At 68.5% G+C, this 20375-nt stretch carries 20 protein-coding genes; 6 read left to right on the top strand and 14 right to left on the bottom strand.

Going from position 1 to position 20375, the window contains the following annotated elements; all coding sequences use genetic code 11:
- Window positions 1-14 precede the first annotated feature (14 nt).
- Genes D107_RS0104635 through D107_RS0104645 form a run of 3 tightly spaced genes read left to right on the top strand, consistent with a single transcriptional unit; the run spans window position 15 to window position 3222 of the window.
- Window positions 15-1028, top strand: coding sequence for an aspartate carbamoyltransferase catalytic subunit (locus D107_RS0104635; RefSeq protein WP_018865962.1), 1014 nt, complete (start codon window positions 15-17; stop codon window positions 1026-1028).
- A complete protein-coding gene (locus tag D107_RS0104640; protein ID WP_018880879.1) occupies window positions 1025-2317 on the top strand; it encodes a dihydroorotase in 1293 nt (430 codons plus the stop codon). The genes D107_RS0104635 and D107_RS0104640 overlap by 4 nt, the downstream gene beginning before the upstream one ends.
- Window positions 2314-3222: a dihydroorotate dehydrogenase electron transfer subunit gene (locus tag D107_RS0104645; RefSeq protein ID WP_018875957.1), complete on the top strand. Its 909-nt coding sequence runs from the start codon at window positions 2314-2316 to the stop codon at window positions 3220-3222. The genes D107_RS0104640 and D107_RS0104645 overlap by 4 nt, the downstream gene beginning before the upstream one ends.
- 51 nt (window positions 3223-3273) lie before the next feature.
- On the opposite strand, the gene D107_RS0104650 is transcribed toward D107_RS0104645, so the two are convergent.
- Genes D107_RS0104650 through D107_RS0104660 form a run of 3 tightly spaced genes read right to left on the bottom strand, consistent with a single transcriptional unit; the run spans window position 3274 to window position 6677 of the window.
- The gene (locus D107_RS0104650) at window positions 3274-4392 is read right to left on the bottom strand and encodes a PilT/PilU family type 4a pilus ATPase (RefSeq protein ID WP_018875956.1); all 1119 of its coding nucleotides are present in this window, start codon (window positions 4390-4392) and stop codon (window positions 3274-3276) included.
- 24 nt (window positions 4393-4416) lie between these two features.
- Window positions 4417-5589 carry a PilT/PilU family type 4a pilus ATPase gene (locus D107_RS0104655; protein WP_018865966.1) on the bottom strand — a complete coding sequence of 391 codons (1173 nt, stop codon included), beginning with the start codon at window positions 5587-5589 and terminating at the stop codon, window positions 4417-4419.
- Window positions 5590-5642: 53 nt separating this feature from the next.
- A complete protein-coding gene (locus D107_RS0104660; RefSeq protein WP_018865967.1) occupies window positions 5643-6677 on the bottom strand; it encodes a type IV pilus twitching motility protein PilT in 1035 nt (344 codons plus the stop codon).
- A 141-nt stretch (window positions 6678-6818) separates the two neighbouring features.
- Between D107_RS0104660 and D107_RS0104665 the strand changes: the two genes are divergently transcribed.
- Entirely contained in the window at window positions 6819-7520 is a 702-nt protein-coding gene (locus D107_RS0104665) for a YggS family pyridoxal phosphate-dependent enzyme (protein WP_018880880.1), read from the top strand.
- Between the two features lie 9 nt (window positions 7521-7529).
- Entirely contained in the window at window positions 7530-8348 is an 819-nt protein-coding gene (gene proC, locus D107_RS0104670; RefSeq protein WP_018880881.1) for a pyrroline-5-carboxylate reductase, read from the top strand.
- 588 nt (window positions 8349-8936) lie between these two features.
- Here proC and D107_RS0104675 read toward each other — a convergent pair.
- Complete coding sequence (locus tag D107_RS0104675; protein ID WP_018880882.1) at window positions 8937-9845, bottom strand: fructosamine kinase family protein; 909 nt, start codon at window positions 9843-9845, stop codon at window positions 8937-8939.
- A 68-nt stretch (window positions 9846-9913) separates the two neighbouring features.
- On the opposite strand from D107_RS0104675, the gene D107_RS0104680 reads away from it, so the two are divergent.
- The gene (locus D107_RS0104680; protein WP_018879352.1) at window positions 9914-10297 is read left to right on the top strand and encodes a group III truncated hemoglobin; all 384 of its coding nucleotides are present in this window, start codon (window positions 9914-9916) and stop codon (window positions 10295-10297) included.
- Between the two features lie 277 nt (window positions 10298-10574).
- Here the strand turns inward: D107_RS0104680 and D107_RS0104685 are convergent, their stop codons facing one another.
- The 10 genes from D107_RS0104685 to D107_RS0104730 all read right to left on the bottom strand — a co-directional run bounded on the left by D107_RS0104685 (window position 10575) and on the right by D107_RS0104730 (window position 20373).
- Window positions 10575-12641: a transglycosylase SLT domain-containing protein gene (locus D107_RS0104685; protein ID WP_038035143.1), complete on the bottom strand. Its 2067-nt coding sequence runs from the start codon at window positions 12639-12641 to the stop codon at window positions 10575-10577.
- Between the two features lie 115 nt (window positions 12642-12756).
- On the bottom strand, window positions 12757-13296 hold the full coding sequence (locus D107_RS0104690; RefSeq protein WP_018867776.1) for a pseudouridine synthase: 540 nt from the start codon (window positions 13294-13296) through the stop codon (window positions 12757-12759).
- A gap of 10 nt (window positions 13297-13306) precedes the next feature.
- The gene (locus D107_RS0104695) at window positions 13307-13963 is read right to left on the bottom strand and encodes a DUF1007 family protein (protein WP_018880884.1); all 657 of its coding nucleotides are present in this window, start codon (window positions 13961-13963) and stop codon (window positions 13307-13309) included.
- Window positions 13960-14916, bottom strand: a complete 957-nt coding sequence (locus tag D107_RS0104700; RefSeq protein WP_018880885.1) for a 5'-3' exonuclease H3TH domain-containing protein — start codon at window positions 14914-14916, stop codon at window positions 13960-13962. Before D107_RS0104700 ends, D107_RS0104695 begins: the two co-directional genes overlap by 4 nt.
- On the bottom strand, window positions 14900-15823 hold the full coding sequence (gene mdh, locus D107_RS0104705; RefSeq protein ID WP_018880886.1) for a malate dehydrogenase: 924 nt from the start codon (window positions 15821-15823) through the stop codon (window positions 14900-14902). Before mdh ends, D107_RS0104700 begins: the two co-directional genes overlap by 17 nt.
- A 30-nt stretch (window positions 15824-15853) precedes the next feature.
- Entirely contained in the window at window positions 15854-17074 is a 1221-nt protein-coding gene (locus D107_RS0104710) for a malic enzyme-like NAD(P)-binding protein (protein WP_018867772.1), read from the bottom strand.
- 81 nt (window positions 17075-17155) lie between these two features.
- Complete coding sequence (locus tag D107_RS0104715; protein ID WP_018867771.1) at window positions 17156-18022, bottom strand: M48 family metallopeptidase; 867 nt, start codon at window positions 18020-18022, stop codon at window positions 17156-17158.
- Window positions 18023-18037: 15 nt separating this feature from the next.
- Entirely contained in the window at window positions 18038-18868 is an 831-nt protein-coding gene (locus D107_RS0104720; protein ID WP_018880887.1) for a hypothetical protein, read from the bottom strand.
- 49 nt (window positions 18869-18917) lie between these two features.
- The gene (gene rpmE / locus D107_RS0104725) at window positions 18918-19124 is read right to left on the bottom strand and encodes a 50S ribosomal protein L31 (protein ID WP_018867769.1); all 207 of its coding nucleotides are present in this window, start codon (window positions 19122-19124) and stop codon (window positions 18918-18920) included.
- Between the two features lie 367 nt (window positions 19125-19491).
- A complete protein-coding gene (locus tag D107_RS0104730; RefSeq protein WP_081618653.1) occupies window positions 19492-20373 on the bottom strand; it encodes an NAD(P)-dependent oxidoreductase in 882 nt (293 codons plus the stop codon).
- Window positions 20374-20375: the final 2 nt, after the last annotated feature.

Here is a 20375-nt window from a genome sequence, read left to right on the forward strand (position 1 = left end):
CGGAAGCACGACGGATGACCGAGACCCTGATCGCCCACCCCGGCGCGCGCCTGCCCGAACCGGGCCCGCTGCCCAACCGCCTGCAGCTGACCGACGACGGTCAGCTGCGCCACATGCTGACCATCGAAGGCCTGAACCGGGAACTCCTCACCGAGATCCTGGATACCGCCGAGTCGTTCGCCAACATGAACGAGAAGGCGGTGAAGAAGGTCCCGCTGCTGCGCGGCAAGACCATCGTCAACCTGTTCTTCGAGGCCAGCACGCGCACCCGCACCACCTTCGAGCTGGCCGCCAAGCGCCTGTCCGCGGATGTGCTGAACGTGAACATCAACACGTCCTCCGCGGTGAAGGGCGAGAGCCTGCTGGACACCCTGCGCAACATCGAGGCGATGAACGTCGACATGTTCGTCGTGCGCCACGAGGAGAGCGGCACCGCGCACTTCATCGCCCGCCACGTGGCCCCGGGCATCAGCGTGCTGAATGCCGGCGACGGCCGCCACGCGCATCCGACCCAGGCGCTGCTGGACATGTTCACCATCCGCCGCCACAAGGGCGACTTCACCAAGCTGAAGGTCGCGATCGTCGGCGACATCCTGCACTCGCGCGTGGCGCGCTCGCAGATCCACGCGCTGAACATCCTGCAGACCGGCGAGGTGCGCGTGGTCGCACCCTGCTCGCTGCTGCCGGCGGATGTCGACCAGCTCGGCGTGCACGTCTACAACGACCTCGACGCCGGGCTGCAGGATGTCGACGTGATCATCATGCTGCGCCTGCAGCGCGAGCGCATGGAACACGCCCACCTGCCCTCCGAACACGAGTACTACCAGCTGTTCGGCCTGACCTCTCGGCGCCTGCAGCTGGCCCATCCGACCTGCCTGGTCATGCACCCCGGGCCCGCCAACCGCGGGGTGGAGATCGAGTCCGCAGTGGCCGACGGCCCGCACTCGGTGATCCTGGAACAGGTCACCTACGGCATCTCCGTGCGCATGGCGGTGATGTCCATGGTGATGGGGGCCCACCAGGCATGAGCGTGCTGATCGAGAACGCCCGTATCCTCGACCCGGTGGACGGCTTCGACGCCGTCGGCTCGCTGTGCGTGCAGGGCAGCGAGATCCTCGCCCGCGGCCAGGCCCCGGACGGTTTCGAGCCGCGCCGGCGGATCGACGCCAGCGGGCTGTGGCTCATCCCCGGCCTGATCGACCTCGCGGCGCGCCTGCGCGAGCCGGGGCAGGAACACAAGGCCACCGTCGCCAGCGAGACCCTGGCGGCGGCCCGCGGCGGTATTACCAGCCTGGTGGTGCCGCCGGACACCGAACCCCCGATCGACTCGCCCGCCGAGGTGGAGCTGATCAACCGCCGCGCCCGCCAGGCCTGCGGCGTGCGGGTGTACGTGCTGGGCGCGCTGACCCATCAACTGGAGGGCCAGCAGCTCGCCGAGATGGCGGCCCTGATGCAGGCCGGCGCCCGCGGGGTCAGCAACGCCAGCAAACCGCTGGCCAGCCTGCTGGTCCTGCGCCGCGCACTGGAATACGCGACCACCTTCGGCCTGACCATCGTGCTGTCCGCCCAGGACCCGGCCCTGACCGGCTCCGGCTGCATGCACGAGGGCGCGGTCTCCACCCGCCTCGGTCTGGCCAGCATCCCCGAGGCGGCGGAAACCGCCGCGCTGGGCGCCATTTTGGCCCTGGTCGAACAGACCGGAGCGCGGGTCCATGTGGCCCGCCTGTCGACCCGGCGCGGCGCGGAGATGATCACCAAGGCGCGCGCCGAGGGCCTGCCGGTCAGCGCGGACGTGGCCGCCCACCAGCTGTTCCTGACCGAGGTGGACGTCGCGGAATACGACCCGAACTGCCATGTGATCCCGCCCCTGCGGGGCCAGCGCGACCGCGACGGGCTGCGCGCGGCGGTCTCGCGCGGCGACATCAGCGCGATCTGCTCCGACCACCAGCCGCACGAGCCCGACAGCAAACTGGGGCCCTTCGCCGGCACCGAGCCCGGAATCTCGGCGCTGGAGACCCTGCTGCCACTGACGCTGCGCCTGGTCGAGGACGGGCTGATGAGCCTGCACGAGGCGCTGGCCCGGGTGACCACCGGGCCGGCGGAGATCCTCGACTTTGCCCAGGGCCGCCTGACACCAGGGGCACGCGCCGACTTCGTGCTGTGGGACCCGACCGCGATGCAGGAGGTGCGGCGCGAGGACTGGCTGAGCGCCGGCCACAACACCCCCTTCTTCAACTGGACCTTCTCCGGTCAGGTCCGCGAGACCTGGGTCGCCGGACGCCCGGTCTGGACCCTGACTTCCGAGGACACCGTATGACTGCGCGCGAGACCGCCGCCCGCCCCCACCGGGGCACGATCTTCCAGGAAGAGGGGCGCATCCTGGACCACCACGATGCCGGGGCGGACCAATGGATCCTGCGGGTCTTCGCCCCCGAATGTGCCCGCGCGGCCCAGCCGGGGCAGTTCGCCCACCTGCAGTGCGCGCCGCGACTGCTGATGCGCCGGCCGCTGTCGATCCAACGCGTGGACCGCGAGGCCGGCTGGGTGGAGTTTCTCTACAAGGTCGTGGGAGACGGCACCCGCGCGCTGTCGCAACAGGTCAAGGGCGACACCCTGAGCGTGCTGGGCCCGATCGGCCAGCCCTTCCGCCTGCACCCGGAGCGGCCGAAGCGGCTGCTGCTGGGCGGCGGGGTCGGCATCCCGCCAATGATCTTCCTGGCCCATCGCCTGCACCTGCAGGGCGAGGCCGGGCAGACCCACGCGGTGCTGGGCTCCGAGGTCCCGTTCCCGTTTCACGCGCGCCCCTCCGAGATCCTGTGGCCGGGGCTCCCGGACGGCGCGATCGCGACCCTGCCGCTGCTGGAGGACTGGGGCGTGGCCTGTCGCCTGACCTCGAAGGCCGGGCTGCCGGGCGCCTTTGACGGCTTCGTGACCGATCTCGGGCGCGCCTGGCTGGCCGGGCTGTCGCCGGCGGAACGCGACCAGGTGGAGATCTTCGCCTGCGGCCCGCACCCCATGCTCGAGGCCTGCGCAGAACTGGCGGCGGAGTTCGACCTGCCCTGCCAGGTCTCGCTGGAGGAGTTCATGGCCTGCGCGGTGGGCGGCTGCGCCGGCTGCACGGTCCCGGTGCGCACCCCGGAGGGCGTGGCGATGAAGCGCGTCTGCGTGGACGGCCCGGTGTTCGCGGCGGCGGATGTCTTTCCGGAGCCGGAGCGGGCCTGAGGGAAAGACCCTGGCCTGACTTTGGCAGGGGCTTCGCCGGCGAGCCGGCTCCTACTTGTCAGGGAGCTTGAGCTCCTCCTCGGTTTCGTCGGCGGAGGATACACCGCCGCCGAAGTTCAGGCGCCATTCGAGATCGGCGCGCGAGTCGGCCTTGTTCAGGGCCTCGTCCAGCATCACATCCCCGCTCTTGAACAACTTCACGATGGCCTGATCGAAGGTCTGCATGCCCACGGACGCGCCCTTCGCCATTACCTCCTTGATCTCGCTGATCTTCTCGTCCCGGATCAGCTCCGCGATGTAGGACGTATTGATCAGGATTTCCAGCGCGGCGACACGCCGCCCATCCTTGGTCTGCAGCAGGCGCTGGGCCACGATCGCACGCAGGTTCAGTGACAGGTCCGACAGGATCTGCGGGCGGTTGTCCTCGGGGAACAGGTTGATCACCCGATCCAGCGCCTGGGTGGCGTTGGTTGCGTGCAGGGTCGTCAGCACCAGGTGGCCGGTATCGGCGTAGGTCAGAGCCGCGCGCATGGTCTCGCGCGAACGCACCTCGCCGACCATGATCACGTCCGGCGCCTCGCGCATGCCCTCCTGCAGGGCATGGTCGTAGCTGGGGGTATCAATCCCCACCTCGCGCTGGCCCACGATCGAACGCTTGTGGCTGAACAGGAACTCGATCGGGTCCTCGACCGTGAGGATATGCCCGCTCTTGTTCGTGCTGCGGTAGTCGATCATCGATGCCAGGGTGGTCGATTTCCCGGTGCCCGTTGCCCCCACGATCAGCACCAGCCCGTCGTTGTGCGAGACAAACTCCTTTAGCACGGGGGGCAGGCCCAGCTGCTCGATGGTCGGGATCGCCACACGGATGAAACGGATGACCATCGCGACCTCGCCGCGCTGGCGATAGACGTTCACGCGAAAGCGTCCCAGTCCCTCGCGCGACAGGCCAAAGTTGACCGCGGTCTCGCGCTCGAAGATCTCCGCCTGGTGCTCGTTCATCATCTCGCGGGCGATACTCTCGGCCTGGCCCGGGGCCAGCGCCTTGCGCGAGATGGGCTGGAGCTGGCCGTCGACCTTGATGCTGGCCGGCGCGCCCGTCAGGAAGAACAGGTCCGACGCGGCCTTCTGCGCCATCAGTTTCAGGTAGGGCTCGATCTGCAACTGGCTCATAGTCTGTTTCCCTGACCCGACGCGCTAGCGCAGGTTGAAGTCCTCGGCGCGCTCGTCGACCGCCAGACCCTCGCCTTCATCCTTCACCGCGGGCGCGCCGTCATCCTGGGCACGCTGGCTGTCGAGCTTGATGCGCAGGCGCAGATCGTTCACCGAGTCGGCGTTGCGCAGGGCCTCGTCGTAACTGATCTGGCGATTTTCGTAGAGATCGAACAGGGCCTGGTCGAAGGTCTGCATGCCCTGCTCGCGCGAACGCGACATCAGCTCCTTCATCTCGTGCACCTCGCCCTTCAGGATCAGGTCCGACATCAGCGGGGTGTTGATCATGATCTCCACCGCCGGCACCCGGCCCTCGCCACTCTCCTTGCGCACCAGGCGCTGCGAAATCACTGCCTTCAGGTTCAGCGACAGGTCCATCAGCAGCTGCTCGCGCCGGTCCTCGGGGAAGAAGTTGATGATCCGGTCCAGCGCCTGGTTGGTGCTGTTGGCATGCAGCGTCGACAGGCACAGGTGACCGGTCTCGGCGAAGGCGATGCCGTAGTCCATGGTCTCGCGGTCGCGGATCTCGCCGATCAGGATCACGTCCGGCGCCTGGCGCAGGGTGTTCTTCAGCGCGATCTCGTAGTTCTCGGTGTCCACCCCGACCTCGCGCTGGGTGATGATGCTCTTGTCGTGCTCGTGCACGAACTCGATCGGATCCTCGATGGTGACGATGTGGTCGGCCGTGGTGCGATTGCGGTAGCCGATCATCGCCGCCAGCGAGGTGGACTTGCCCGACCCGGTACCGCCCACGAAGATCACCAGCCCGCGCCGCTCCTGGGTGATCTTCTCCAGCTGCGGCGGCATCTGGATGTCCTCGAATTTCGGGATCACCGAGTTGATCGTGCGCAGCACCATGCCCGGGCTGCCGCGCTGGGTGAAGACATTCACGCGGAAACGCGACACGCCCTGAAGGCCGATCGCGAAGTTGCATTCCTGGTGGCGCTCGAACTCGGCCGACTGCTTGTCGTTCATCAGCGAACGCACCAGCGCCTGGGTGTGCGAGGGCGTCAGCTTCTGCTCGGTCATCGGCACCACGCGGCCGTCGATCTTGGCCGCCGGCGGCATCCCCACGGTAATGAACAGGTCCGACCCGCCCCGGTCCACCAGGGCCCGCAGCAGGTCATGCATGTACTTGATCGCCTTGTCACGATCCATGGCGTTCTCCCCTGATACCCGGTGCGGCGTTCACGCCAAGCGGGCCGTATCGATCAAATGGAATCCGGGTTGGCCGCCTTGCGGCGGGCATCCTCGCGACTGATCACGCCCTGCGCCAGCATGTCCTTCAGGCACTGGTCGAGCGTCTGCATGCCGGTGCCGGCACTGGTCTGGATGGTGGAGTACATCTGCGCGATCTTGTTCTCGCGGATCAGGTTCCGGATCGCCGGCGTGCCGAGCATGATCTCGTGCGCCGCGATCCGCCCGCCGCCGATCTTCTTCATCAGGGTCTGGGCGATGACCGCGCGCAGCGATTCGGACAACATCGCGCGGACCATGTCCTTCTCCGCCGCCGGGAACACGTCGACGATACGGTCGATGGTCTTGGCCGCGGAGCTGGTATGCAGGGTGCCGAACACCAGGTGCCCGGTCTCGGCCGCGGTCAGTGCCAACCGGATCGTCTCGAGGTCGCGCAGCTCGCCCACCAGGATGGTGTCCGGGTCCTCGCGCAGCGCCGAACGCAGGGCCTCGCTGAAACCGTGGGTATCGCGGTGCACCTCGCGCTGGTTGACCAGCGACTTCTTCGATTCGTGCACGAACTCGATCGGGTCCTCGATGGTGAGGATATGCCCGTAGTCGTTCTCGTTGCGGTGGTTGACCATGCCCGCCAGCGTGGTGGACTTGCCCGAGCCGGTGGGGCCGGTGACCAGCACGATGCCGCGCGGGTAGTTCGAGATCTCCTCGAAGATGCGCGGGGCGCCCAGCTCTTCGAGGGTCAGGACCTTGGAGGGGATGGTCCGGAACACCGCGGCCGCGCCGCGGTCCTGGTTGAAGGCATTGACACGGAAGCGCGCCAGCCCGGAGACCTCGAACGAGAAGTCCGTCTCCAGGAACTCCTCGTAGTCCTTGCGCTGACGGTCGTTCATGATGTCGTAGATCAGGCCCTGGACCTCTTTGTGGTCCATGACCGGCACATTCACCCGGCGCATGTCGCCGTCGATGCGCACCATCGGCGGCATGCCGGCGGAGATGTGCAGGTCCGAGGCCCCGTTCTTGACCGCGAAGGCCAGCAACTGCGTGATATCCATGCATCCCCCTGTTGTCGGGCGCCACGCCAAGGCGCGCCAGCACCCGGGTGGCAGCCGCAACCACCACGCCCTGTCGCTTGATGAAGGGCCGCGTAAAAATCCGCGGTGACCTTGTGTTCTTCCGGACTATATCATAGGGAAATGACCACACCAGACCATGCCCTGAGCGCCGTTCGGACCCGTATCGAGGCCGCCTGCCGCGAGGCCGGACGCGACCCGGATACGGTCCGGCTGCTGGCCGTCAGCAAGACGCGCGACGCGGACGAGATCCGCGCCCTGCACGTCTGCGGCCAGTCTGCGTTCGGCGAGAACTACGTGCCCGAACTGGTGGACAAGTACGACGCCCTGGAGGCACCCCCCGCGCCGCTCGGACTCGAATGGCACTTCATCGGCGCACTGCAGGGCAACAAGACCCGCGCGGTGGCCGAGCGGGCGGCCTGGGTGCATACCGTCGATCGCGAACGCATCGCGCGGCGCCTGTCGGACCAGCGCCCGGCGGGCCTGCCGCCGCTGCAGATCTGCCTGCAGGTCAACATCAGCGAGGAACCGCAGAAGGCCGGCGTGGCGCCCGCCGAGGCCGCCACCCTGGCCGATGCCGTGCGTGACCTGCCGGGCCTGGAACTGCGCGGCCTGATGGCCATCCCCGCCGCCGAGGACGACCCGCGGCGCCAGCGGGAACCCTTTGCGCGCCTGCGCGCCCTGCGCGATACCCTGAACAGCCGGGGGCATACACTCGACACCCTGTCCATGGGCATGTCCGGCGATCTCGAGGCCGCGATCCTCGAAGGCGCCACCCTGGTGCGGGTCGGCACCGCCCTGTTCGGCCCGCGTCCACCCAAATAAGGAGTCTGCATGACGGAACACCGCTTCGAGGTCGGCTTCATCGGGGCCGGCAACATGGGCGAGGCCCTGATCCAGGGGCTGGTCCAGTCCGGCCACGCCGCCGAACGCATCGCGATCGCAGACAAGAGCGCCGAGCGCGTGCGCGACCTGCAGGCCCGCTACCCGGGTCTGGCCAGCGCCGAGGCCACGGAACTGGCCGCCGAAGCCGCCACCCTGGTCCTCGCCGTCAAGCCGCAGACCCTGCCGGATCTGGCCCCGACCCTGCGCGAGGCGGTGTCCCGCGGCGAGCCCCTGGTGATCTCCGTGGCCGCCGGCATCACCACGGCCCAGCTGGCCAGCTGGCTGGGCGACGCCACGCGCACGGTCCGGGCGATGCCGAACACCCCGGCCCTGGTGGGCGCCGGGGTCACCGGGCTGTACGCCGCCCCCACCGCCGGCCCCGCGGACCACACCACCGCGACCCGGCTACTGGAAGCGGTCGGACGCGCGATCTGGGTCGAGGACGAGGAGCAGATGCACGCGGTGACCGCCACCTCCGGCAGCGGGCCTGCCTACGTGTTCCTGATGATCGAGGCCATGCAGGAAGCGGCGCAGTCGCTGGGCCTGCCGGCCGATACCGCGCTGGAGCTGACCCTGGGGACCCTCGCCGGCGCCACCCGCCTGGCCACCGAGAGCGACGAGAGCGCTGCCGAACTGCGCCACCGCGTGACCTCCCCCGGGGGCACCACTGAACGCGCCCTGCAGGTACTGGAGGACGGCGACCTGCGCGACCTGATGCGCCGCGCAATGACCGCGGCCGCCGACCGCTCCCGCGAACTCGGCCGCTGAAACCCCAGGGAGACGCTGATTTAATCGCACGTCCGCGCTCGAGTCGCTTTTGCGTGCGAACAAGGCGCGGTGACCGCCGTGCAGTCATTCTGCACAAGGGAACCGCAACGCCGTTCCCGCGCCCGTTTTTGATCAACAACGGGCGGCCGAGCCCCTGCTCTCAATCGCTTGTGGGGTTGGTGGCCCCCGATTCTGAATGAATATGGCCCGATCCTGCGTTGCGCCGCTTGCGGGTAGAACCACTACCCGCTGCACGACGCGCCTTGTCTCGGAAAACAGGGGGCACCAACGCGGACGTGCGATTAAGTCAGCGTCTCCCTAGTTCACCACGGAGCGCACGAAGGCACGAAGAAGGGCCAGGTCAAGAGCGATTCACAGGAAGTTCGGAAGGAGGAAAATGGGTTGGGGGCTGAGGCCGGCGCCAGCCGCGACCGCAAAGGCAAAAGCGCGGGGCCGCGCCCCGCAGCCGCCCCACAAGACCTCTTCCTGACTTCCCTTCTTCCTGTAAACCCGCCCTTGACCTTCTTCGTGCCTTCGTGAGCTTCGTGGTAAAACCGCCCTTGCCTTTCAAAGTCTCGACGTGGGCCGTCAGCGCAGTTCGGCGAGGAGCTGGCGGATCATGCGCTCGGCCTGGGCGCCGTAGCCGCCGCCGAACAAGTGGTCGTGATTGAGGATGTGGTAGAGGTTGTAGAGCGTACGGCGCACGCCATAGCCCGGGTCGATGGGCAGGATCTCCTCGTACGCGGCCACGAAGTCCTGGCCGGGGTGGCCGAACAGCTCCATCATTGCCAGATCGGCCTCGCGGTCGCCGTAGTACACCGCCGGATCAAAGATCGTCGCGCGCCCGTCCGCCAGGAATCCCCAGTTGCCGCTCCACAGGTCGCCGTGCAGCAGCGATGGCTCGGGCCGGTAGTCGACGAAGAAGCCGTCCAGGGAGGCCTCCAGCTCCTCCAGCGCTCCCAGCAACGAGCGCGAGGCCCCGCGCTCGCGCGCCAGCCGGCGCTGGAAGCCCAGGCGCTCGTCGCGATAGAACGAGACCCAGTCGTCGTGCTCGGTATTCGACTGCGGGGTGCTGCCGATGAAGTTGTCGTGATCCAGCCCGAAGCGCGTCCGGGTCTTCTGGTGCATGTCGGCGATCCCGTGCCCCAGGGCCACACCGTCGCGACGCCCGCCCAGCGCGAGATCCTCCATCACCAGGAAGTGGGTACTGCCGGCGGAGCCAGTCCCCACCACCTCGGGGATCTTCAGCCGTTCGCAGCGCGCGAGTTCTTCCAGGCCGCGCGCCTCGGCGGCGAACATCGCGGCGCCATCGCCCCCGCTCAGCTTGACGAAGAAGCGACGCCCGTCGGTCCCGGTCAGGCGCTGCGCCTGGTTGATGGAGCCCCCGGAACAGGCCTGGCTTCCTGTCGGCTCGAACGGCGTTCCGGTATGGTCGGCAATGCACTGGGCCACCGCCGCCGTCACGGCATCGGGGCCCGCTGAATCGAATCGGTTCATCCTCGGCATCCGGGTTGCTCTGCAACATGCAGGGTACCGGCTGACGCAGGATTCGTCAGGAGACCCCCATGGCCTTTCGCAAGCTCGAACCCCTGTGCGACAAGATCGGCGCCGAGCGCATCCGCGCGGTGATCGACGACTTCTACCGCCGCCTCTCGGCCGACCCCGAGATCGGTCATCACTTCGAGCGCATTCAGGACTTCCCGGATCACGTGAACCGGATCGCCGATTTCTGGTACCAGAACCTGGGCGGGCGCCTGGAACAGCCGCCGACCATCGACATGGTCGGCAAGCACGCGCCGCTGAACCTGACCGAGGCCGACCTGGCCATCTGGATGCGCCACTTCAAGGCCACCACCGAAGAACACCTGGAGGCCCCGCTGGCGGCCGAATGGCAACAACTGGCCGACGGCATCGCCAGCCGCATGCGCGAGGACATCATCCGCGGCTAGTTCCAGCACCCTGTTCTTCACCACGAAGCGCACGAAGACACGAAGAAGGTCAAGGGCGGTTTTACAGGAAGAAGGGAAGTCAGGAAGAGGTCTTGTGGGGCGGCTTCGGGGCACGGCCCCGCGCTGTTGCCTTTGCGGTCGCGGCTGACGCCGGCACCCAGCGGCGGCCCCAGGCCCTCAACCCATTTCCCTACTTCCGATCTTCCAACCTTCCTGTGAATCGCTTTTGACCTGGCCCTTCTTCGTGCCTTCGTGGGCTTCGTGGTGAACAAACGTCCTAGCAGGCGTTGTCGGTGTAGCCCGGGGCGTCGCAGAAGGCGCGGCTGAGGGTGATGCCCGCATCGCCCGGCAGGGCGGCCAGGTGGCGTTCGCGGCTGGCGGCCAGGCGGTCCTGCGGCGTGACTGGATACAGCAGCGTGGACAGCGACGGCGGCTCCTGCCCCAGGCGCACCGCGTACAGGATACGGTAGGCAAACACCCGGCGAATGTAATCGCGGGTCTCGGAGAACGGGATCAGTTCGGCCCAGATATCCGGGTCCATCGCCCGATCCTCCGGCAGCCAGGAACGCACGCGGTGGGCCCCGGCGTTGTAGGCCGCGGTGGACAGCAGGCTGTGACCGCCAAAGCGGTCGAGGTTGCGCCGCAGGTAGTAGGTCCCGAGCCGGGCGTTGGTCGCCGGGTCGAGGATGTCCCAGTCGGAGTTCACCCGTACCCCGGCCGCCGAGGCGATCGAGCGGCCGGTCGCCGGCATCACCTGCATGATCCCCAGCGCGCCGGCCCCGGAACGCACGTCATGCAGGAACGCGCTCTCCTGGCGCGCGATGGCCATGGCCCAGGCCGGGTCGATGGCCTGTTCGCGGGCCCCGGTCACGATGAGGTCGTCAAAGGCCAGCGGGAAACGCAGCTCGATATCGTCCCAGTTACGCGCCCGCGCGGCGGTGAAGATGGCGCGGTCATGCCAGCCCCAGTCGGCGAAGGTGCGCGCCGCCGACTCCAGTTCCGGCGTATCCCAGCCCGCGATCGCATGGGTCCACTCGCGGCGGGCCTCGGCGTAGCGATCCAGGCGAACCAGCTCGCGCATGCGCTGCATGCCGGCATGCTCACGCATGGCCGCCCGGCGCCCGTCGTCCAGCACCAGGGGCTCATGCCCGATACGGTAGGGCTGGCCCAGCCGGTCAGCGGCCAGGAAGCCGTGGAAGTTGCGCTCGCGGGCGGCGCGCTCGTAGAAGCGACGGGCAGCCTCCAGCGACTCGGTCTGCTCCAGCGCCCGGGCGTACCAGTACTGCCACGCCGCCTCGTCACGCACGTCGCGATCCATGGCCCGGATCGCATCCATCACCGTCGCCCAGTCGCGCTCGTACAGGGCCGCCCGCACCTGCCACTGGCGCAACTGGGTATCGAACACCTCGGGTTCCAGGCGGGCCATGAAGTCCAGGGCCTCGGGGCGATAGCGCAGGGCCAGACGCAGGGCAAGTGCGTGCTGCACGCGCCCGGCGGCCTCGGTCGACAGCCCGAGCGCGTCTCCGGACGCCTCCCACCCCTCCAGCGCGGCGTCCAGATCCTGCCGGACCCAGCGGGTAAAGGCCCGCTCCAGCAGCGCCTCGGCCGAGCGGTGATCGTCGGCCTGGAAGTCGACCTCCACCACCCGCGGGGGGCGGCTGGCCAGGTCCAGCCAGCGTTCCGCCCAGCGGCGATCGGCATCCGCCAGATAGCGCCGCAGATAACGGGCAAGACCGGTCTGGCCAGCCTTTACGGCAAGCTCGAAACGCTCCCAGGCAAGCTCGCCGGTCAGACCGTCGGCGTCGCGCCAGGCGGCCAGCACGGGGTCGCAGGCGGACGGACGGGATTGTCCGTGCAGCCAGATGGACTCCATGTCTTCCAGCGCGGCATCGCGGTCGCCGGCCTTCAAGAGCGCCTGGCGCCGATAGCAGTCCTGCTCGACCGACAGCGACGGCTTCGCCCCGGTGGCCGCGACAAACTCAAGGTAGTCCTCCCACTGCTCCTCGCGCGCGAGGTGCGTCAGGTAACTACTGCGCAGCCGCGCGGCCAGCGGGGTGTCGTCATGTTCGCGCACGAAGTCGCGCACGGCGTCGGGTTCGGCGCGACCGAGATTGCGCGCGAGTTCGCGGTAATCCAGATAGGGGGTCAGCGGATAGCCGGTCAGGGTGCTGCGCGCGGCGCGGTAGGCGGTCATGTCGCCTCGGTTCAGCGCCCGCTCCGCCAGCAGGAACAGACTGCGCTCGAAGACGTAGCGGTCGTCCTCCGCGGCCGCCGCCGGCAGCGACGCGGCCAGAGCCAGCAACAGGCCGGCGAGCCCGACGATTACGTTCCTGGAAAGGCGCATGCCCTGCCCTCGCTTCAATGGTTGTTCATCATCGGCCAGCCCCGGGGCGCTTGCAACGGCTTCCGGGCGGTTTCGCGGGGGCATGTCGGCAGATCCGGCAAGAAGCGGCTCTGGATCAGGAATCCAGCACGCGAACCTCGCCGCGTGCCAGGCCGTCGAGGGTCCACGATCCGACCCGGTAGCGCACCAGACGCAGGGTCGGGTGACCCACTGCTGCGGTCATCCGGCGCACCTGGCGATTGCGCCCCTCGCGCAGAGTGATGGCCAGCCAGCGGGTCGGGATATGGCGGCGGAAACGCACCGGCGGATCACGCTCCGGAAGATCCGGTGGATCCATGCGCTCCACCTTCGCCGGGCGCGTGAGGCCATCCTTTAGCTCGACGCCCTCGCGCAGGGCAGCGAGCGCGGCATCGTCGGGCTCGCCCTCGACCTGGACCCAGTAGGTCTTGCTGGTCTTGTGGCGTGGCTGAGTCAGGCGGGCATTCAGGCGGCCGTCGTCGGTCAGGACCATCAGGCCCTCGCTGTCGCGATCCAGGCGTCCGGCCGGGTAGACGCCGGGGATTTCGATGTAGTCGGCCAGCGTCGGCCGCCCCTCGGGGTCGGTGAACTGCGGCAGCACACCCCAGGGCTTGTGGAACAGGACAATCCGGGCCATGAACGGCGCGTCAGTCGCAGCGCAGGGTGACGCGCTCGGCGAAGTAGCGACCGAGGTCGTAATCGACGCTGGCGCCGTAGTCCAGCGCCATCGCGCGCGCCACCATGGCCGGATCCGGGCGCGGACGCTCGAGCTGCGCCTGGCAGGTCGCATCCACCAGGCCGGAGGCATCGACAATGCGCGTGCCGTGCGGCTCCTGGTGCAGGATCTCGATGAAATACGTCGGGTCGTAGACCTTGTACTCCAGCGGCGCGACGGCGGGATCCACGGGGGTCTCCAGCTCCAGCCGGAAGCGGAAGTGCAGCAGCCCGTCCTCCATCGCCATGCGCGGTTCCGCGGCGGCGGCGATGCCGATCGCGTCGTCCGCCACCTGCAGATGGCTGTACCAGCGGTACTCGTCGAGGTTGTCCAGGATCTCGCGGGCCAGCCCCTGCAGGCGCGCCTCCGGGGTATCCCCCGGCTGATGCTCCTGGGCATCGTCGTGGAGGTATTGCCCGTAGGTCGGATCGAAGCGCCAGTGGTGGAGCATGTGGGTGATCTGCCCCGTGGCGTCGCGCTCGAAGCTGACGCGCAGGTCGATCCACGCATGCGGGTGGGCCTGCGCAGCGGCCGGCAGCAACAACGCCATCAGGATCAGGATCGCGGGGAATGTGCGGCTTGCGGTCATGCAGTCTGTCTCGTATCGGCGCCGGCCCAGGCATTGGCGGCGGCCAGGAGCGGTGCATGATAGGTTGGGGCCACCCCCAGATCCCGGAGCCAGACCGCTGCATCCGGGTCGGGGCCCCGGGGCAGCATCTGGTTGACTGCGGGCAGCCCCGGGATCCGGTCGGCGAGACCCGTCAGCCGGCGCGCACGGCGCAGGCGATCGGCCGCCCCGGCGATGGCCGCGGCGACCGCCGGGGCACGGCGGATATTGCAGCGGGCAACCGCCGCCGGGGCCGCCAGCACGGTGTCGAGGTCGCGCAGCCGGCGCAGGATGCGCGCGGCGGTTTTCGGGCCGACCCCATCGATCCCCGGAATGTTGTCGCTGGCGTCCCCGGCCAGCGCCAGCATGTCCGCGACCTGTTCCGGCCGAATGCGGAAGCGCTTCTCGATCCCGCGACGATCCACGTCGGTGCCGCGTTCCGGGTCATGCAGCCGGTCCGCCTCACCCAGAATGACCTGGGTCAGATCCTTGTCCGCACTCTTCACGTCGATGCGATACCCGGCCGCGCGGCCGGAGCGGGCCAGGCTGGCGATCAGGTCGTCGGCCTCGTATTCCGGGTCGGCCAGGGTCGTGAAGCCGAGCCTTCCCAGAAGCTCGCGGATCCGTTCAAACTGCTCGCGCAGCTCCGGCGGTGCCGGCGGACGGTGGGCCTTGTAGGCCGGTTCGATGCGGTGCCGAAAGCCCTGGCGCAGCCCGGTATCGAGGCAGAACGCCACGGGCCCCGGCGCGCAGGCCGGGAGCCACTGGCAGAGCGAATGGACCAGGCCGTGCAGCGCGCCGCCCGGACGGCCCTGCGGGTCGGGATCCAGGCCGCGCGCGAACCAGGCACGGAAGACGAAGATGCTGCTGTCGATCAGCGTCAGCGTCGGCAGCGCACCCGGGACCGGGGCACGGGATTCAGGCGAGGCGTTCAAGGTCCTTCCGCACCCCGGCGATCGACTGGTCGAAGGCGGCGCGTTCCTCGGCGTTCAGGCCCAGCTCGATGGCGCGTTCCATGCCGCCCTGACCGAGGATACAGGGCACGCCCATGGCAACATCGCGCTCGCCGTACTCGCCGTCCAGCAGCGCAACCGTGGGCAGCACCCGGCGCCGGTCCAGGGCGATCGCCTCGACCATCTCGGCGATGGCCGCGGCCGGGGCGCCGTAGGCGCTGGAGGTCTGTTTCAGGGCGAGGATCTCGGCCCCGCCGTGGCGGGTGCGCTCGACGATGTTGTCCAGCGCGGCCTGATCCATGAAGTGATGCAGCGGCACCCCGTTGACCGAGGAATAGCGCAGCATCGGGACCATCGCATCGCCATGGCCGCCCAGTACCAGCGCCTGGATGTCGTGGGTGGACAACCCGGTCTCCAGCGCAATGAAGGCGGCCATGCGCGAGGTATCCAGCACCCCGGCCTGGCCGAATATCCGGTCGCGGCTCCAGCCGGTCTTCTGCCAGGCGCGGTAGGTCAGCACGTCCACCGGGTTGGAGACCACCAGGATGCGGCTCTGCGGGGCATGGACCAGGATGTCCTGCAGGATCAGGTCGAGGATCTCGACGTTCTTGTCCAGCACGTCGGAGCGCGACATGCCGGGCTTTCGCGGCAACCCGGCCGTAATGATCACCAGTTCGGCACCGGCGATCACCGAGGGCTCGTGGCTGCCGCTCAGCCGGGTGTCGAAGCGCAGCAGCGGGGCGGTCTCCTGGATATCCAGGGCAGCACCGGCCGCCGCGCCCTCGCGCACATCCAGCAATGCGATCTCGCGGGCGACGTCACGCCGTGCAAGGAACTGGGCGGTGGATTCACCGACGCGCCCGGCGCCGACGATGGCGATCTTCTGCATGCGCTGCTCCTCCTCTGCGGTTGGGGCGGGCTACAAGCGGGCGACCCCGCTGTCGCGGGCAGCCTGACTGATCGCCTGTGGCACGGTATCGATCAGGCGCGGATCGAACGGGGTCGGCAGGATGTAGTGCGGGCCGAACTCGAGCGCATCCCGCCCGTAGGCATCCAGCACGGACTGCGGTACCGGCTCGCGGGCCAGCCCGGCGAGCGCGTGGACCGCCGCGACCAGCATCTCGTCGTTGATGGTCCGCGCGCGCACATCCAGCGCGCCGCGGAAGATGAACGGGAAGCCGAGCACGTTGTTCACCTGATTCGGGTAGTCCGAGCGCCCGGTGGCCATGATCAGGTCGTCGCGGGTCTCGTGCGCAAGCTCCGGGCGGATCTCCGGGTCCGGGTTGGACAGCGCGAAGACCACCGGCTTCGGCGCCATGGACCGCAGCATCTCCGGGGTCAGCAGGTCCGGACCGGACAGGCCGATGAAGACGTCGGCGTCACGGCAGGCATCCGCCAGGCTGCGCGCCTCGGTGTCCACCGCGAAGATCTGCTTGTACTCGTTCAGGTCGTCGCGCTGGCTGTGGATCACGCCCTTGCGATCCACCATGTACAGGTTCTTCTTGGCCGCGCCCAGGCGGACCAGCAACTGCATGGAGGCGATCCCGGCGGCGCCCGCCCCGACGCAGACGATCTTCGCCTCACTGAGCTTCTTGCCCTGGATCTCCAGCGCGTTGACCAGGCCGGCCGCGGTGATGATCGCAGTGCCGTGCTGGTCGTCATGAAAGACCGGGATGTCCAGGCGCTCGGACAGGCGGCGCTCGATCTCGAAGCAGTGCGGCGCCGCGATATCCTCGAGGTTGATGCCGCCGAACCCGCCGGCGATGCGCGCGACGGTGTTGATGAAGTCCTCCGGCTGCGGTGCGTCCACCTCGATATCGAAGACGTCGATATTGGCGAAGGTCTTGAACAGCACGCCCTTGCCCTCCATCACCGGCTTGGAGGCCAGCGCACCGACGTTGCCCAGCCCCAGCACGGCGGTCCCGTCGGTGATCACCGCGACCAGATTGCCCTTGCCGGTATAGCGATAGGCCAGCTCCGGATCCTCGGCGATCGCGCGCACCGGCGCGGCGACACCCGGCGAGTAGGCCAGGGAGAGGTCGTCCTGGGTCGCCGTGGGCTTGGTGACCTGGATGGCCAGTTTTCCGGCTGGCTGCTGTTCGTGGTACTCCAGCGCGCGCTGATTGAAATCCTTGGACATGGTGTAGCGGGGCCTTTTTTCGATCGGGAACAAATAAACGGCGTGCCGCCCGGCGCGAGTCCGGGCGACGGAAGAGATCCTTCAGTTGACCGGGTGCGTGGGGACGCGGCTGTTGCGCGCCTCTTCGTACAGTGGCCGGAAGCGATCGGCCATCCGGGTGAGGTCACGCTGGCGCGATTCCGGCGCCGGGTGGGTACTGAGGAAGACCGGGTGGCGCCCGTTGGACTGGGCCGCCATCTTGCGCCACAGGCTCGCCGCGGCGTCGGGGTTATAACCCGCGCGGGCCGCCAGCTCCATACCGATCTCGTCGGCCTCGGCCTCCATCGCGCGACTGTGCGGCAGCTGGACCGCCAGTGCCGCGCCCAGCGCCGCCCCGGTCAGGGCAATCTGCGAACGATCCCCCGTCATGGCGTAGCCGGCAACCGCCATGTTGCTGGCCAGCGCCACCGACATCTTCTCCGCGGTGTGGGCCGACAGCGCATGGGCGATCTCGTGCCCGATGATCTGGGCCAGTTCGTCGTCGGTCAGCTCCAGCTGCTCGATGATGCCCGAGTAGATCGCCATCTTGCCGCCCGCCATGGCGAACGCGTTGATGGTGTCCGGGGCCTCGATGACCACGATCTCCCAGTCCCAGTCCGCGGTCTCGGAGCGGTACTTCACGGCCTGGGCGACGACCTTTTCGGTAATGCCATGCACTCGCGCGGTCATCTCGGGGTCGGCATTGATCCGGCCTTCCTCCCGTGCCGGTGCCAGCATCTCCACGTAGGCGGTACGCGAGGCACTGATGGCCTGGCTCTCGGAGACCAGCATCAGCTGCGAGCGACCGGTCACCGGGTTGGTGGTGCACCCGGGGATCGCCACCGCAAGGCCACCGGCAACCAGCACCGCCAGGAGCAGAGAGCCCAGGCGACCGCGGACCGGCCGCCACGACTTGGGAAACGCACGCATTATTCCAGCACCTCGCTAGTCCTCTACCTCGAGATCGAGCGGATGCCGAATGCGCATCCGGAGTCGGTCTCTCCAAGGATACACCTGACCGCGCGCGACCACCGCCTCGCCGATCAAGGATTCGGGATCCAGCTCGGGCCAATGATCGCGGTCATCCCCGCGGATCAGCAAATCCAGGGGGCCCTCCAGCACCAGCACCCAGTGGCGCCCGGTCGCGCGCACCGCGGTCACCTCGGCCATCACCCGCAGCCGGCCCTGACGCAGCGCGCCATCCAGCGGGTCCAGCACCCGGGCGGGCATGGCCGCCGGGCGCTCCAGCCACAGCCCCCGTTCTGCGGCTCGCGCCTCGGCCTCGGCCGCGTACAGGCAGGCATCCAGCGGCACCGGTCGCGGCCCCGGCCGCGGCATCGCCGCGCCCGCCGCGATCAGATCCGCCGCCAGCAAGGCGCCATCTTCACTCCAGGCATGCATGCGCGGGGCACCTCCCGGGTCCCGCGCGGGGTCCGCGGGGCGCAGCGTCAGGCGCTGCCCCGCCGCAGCCAGGCGGGTTTCAAGGGCTTCACGTATTCCCTCATGCAGGCGCAGATCGCGCAGCGGAGTCAAGGCCTCCGGCAACGGGGCGGCCGGGGCCAGACCGATCAGGCGGATCGTCCGCCCATCGGCCAGGTGCAACCGGTCGAACCCCACGACACGCTCGACCTCGACCTCCTGCAACCCGCGCGGGTCCTGATCCGCCAGCCGGCACTCCGCCGCAGCCATTCCGGCCAGCAGCAGGAGCACAGCCCCCACAACGCAGACGAGGGCGCCCCGCAGGACGCCCTCGTCGGTTCGGACACGCCCCGCCATCGCGGTCACGTACCCGGTCGCGTTGCGCGCCTGACGGCGCGCCGCGGCTTCAGAATGCGAAGCGGCGGTTGAACTTGTCGACCTGGCCGGCGGTATCAACGATCTTCTGCTTGCCGGTGTAGAACGGGTGGCACTGCGAGCACACGTCCACATGCATCTCGTCGCCGGAGGCGAGAGTGGAGCGGGTCTCGAACTGCGTACCGCAGCTGCAGATAACCTTGACGTTGTGGTAGTTCGGATGGATGTCGGCTTTCATGGTCGGCTCACGCAGGTTCTGGCGAAAAGTCCAATAGGATAGCCGGCCCCGGGCCTTCAGCGCAAGACCGGTTTACGGTGCCATTTGGGCAGGGCATTTGAAATCCAGGCGGCAAACCCCTGAATGGCCACGTGGTTTTGCCCACCGAACAACCTGTGGATAACTTTGTGGACGAATTGTCGCCCCCGGAACGAGACGCTCGCGGGACGTCAAGGGGCGCCGCCACCGATGAGACAAGAAACCCACGCAACACCTTGATCTCAATTGTTTTACCCTCCGAAAACCACCACGACCCGGCGTCCCTGACGGAGACAGGCGTACCCGCTCGGACTGCGGAGACGGCTGTGCATAAAGCCGCGGTCCGCCCTCATCGCCCTGGCGAGTCCGGGACAATCGCCGTGTAGATGGCAGAGTAATCCGCGTCCGCCAGGCCCTGGGCCTGCGCCCGATCCAGCAGATCCGCCAGCAACGGCAACCATGGACCCACCAGATGGGCATCCTCGACCGCCTGCTCGGTCAGGCGCACATCCTTCAGCAAGTGCTTGACCGGAAAATTGGCCGTGCCGAAGTCGCCGGAGACCATCTTGCCCAGCTTCTTGTCGAAGGTCGGGGCGTACAGGGCGCTGTCACGCAGGATGTCCATGAAGGTATCCACCTCCACGCCCTCGCGGCGCACCAGCCCCAGACTCAGGGAAAACGCGGCGGTCAGGCTGGCGATCAGCTGGTTGAAGGCGAGCTTCAGGGCCGCGCCCTGGCCCACTGGGCCGACATGTCGCGGGGTCTCGCCCAGAGCCGCCAGCACCGGCTGCGCCCGAGCAAAGTCCGTGTCGCTGTCGGCTCCCGCCATGATCAGCAGCCGGCCGTCGCGCGCCTCCGGTATGGAGCCCAGTACCGGCGCCTCGAGATAGCATGCCCCGGCGGCCCGCACCCGCTGTGCCAGGGCGCGACTTTCGGCCGGCAGAATGGTCGCCATCTGGATCACGCAGCGCCCATCCAGCGCCCCGTCCGGCAGGTCGTCGAGCACCGCGCCAATGGCGCCGGCATCGCTGAGCATCAGCACCAGCACATCGGCCTCCGCGACGGCCGCGGCGGGGGCGTTGTGGACGGTGACCCCCTCGGCCGCCAGATCGCTCGCGCGAGCGACCGTGCGGTTGTAGGCCACCACGGGAAATCCGGCCTGCAAAAGACGCAGGCCCATGGGTTGCCCCATGAGCCCGCATCCCAGCAGCGCCACTCGGGACGCAGTCATGC

It is taken from the genome of Thioalkalivibrio sp. ALE30 (genome assembly GCF_000377465.1).
Taxonomy (GTDB): domain Bacteria; phylum Pseudomonadota; class Gammaproteobacteria; order Ectothiorhodospirales; family Ectothiorhodospiraceae; genus Thioalkalivibrio.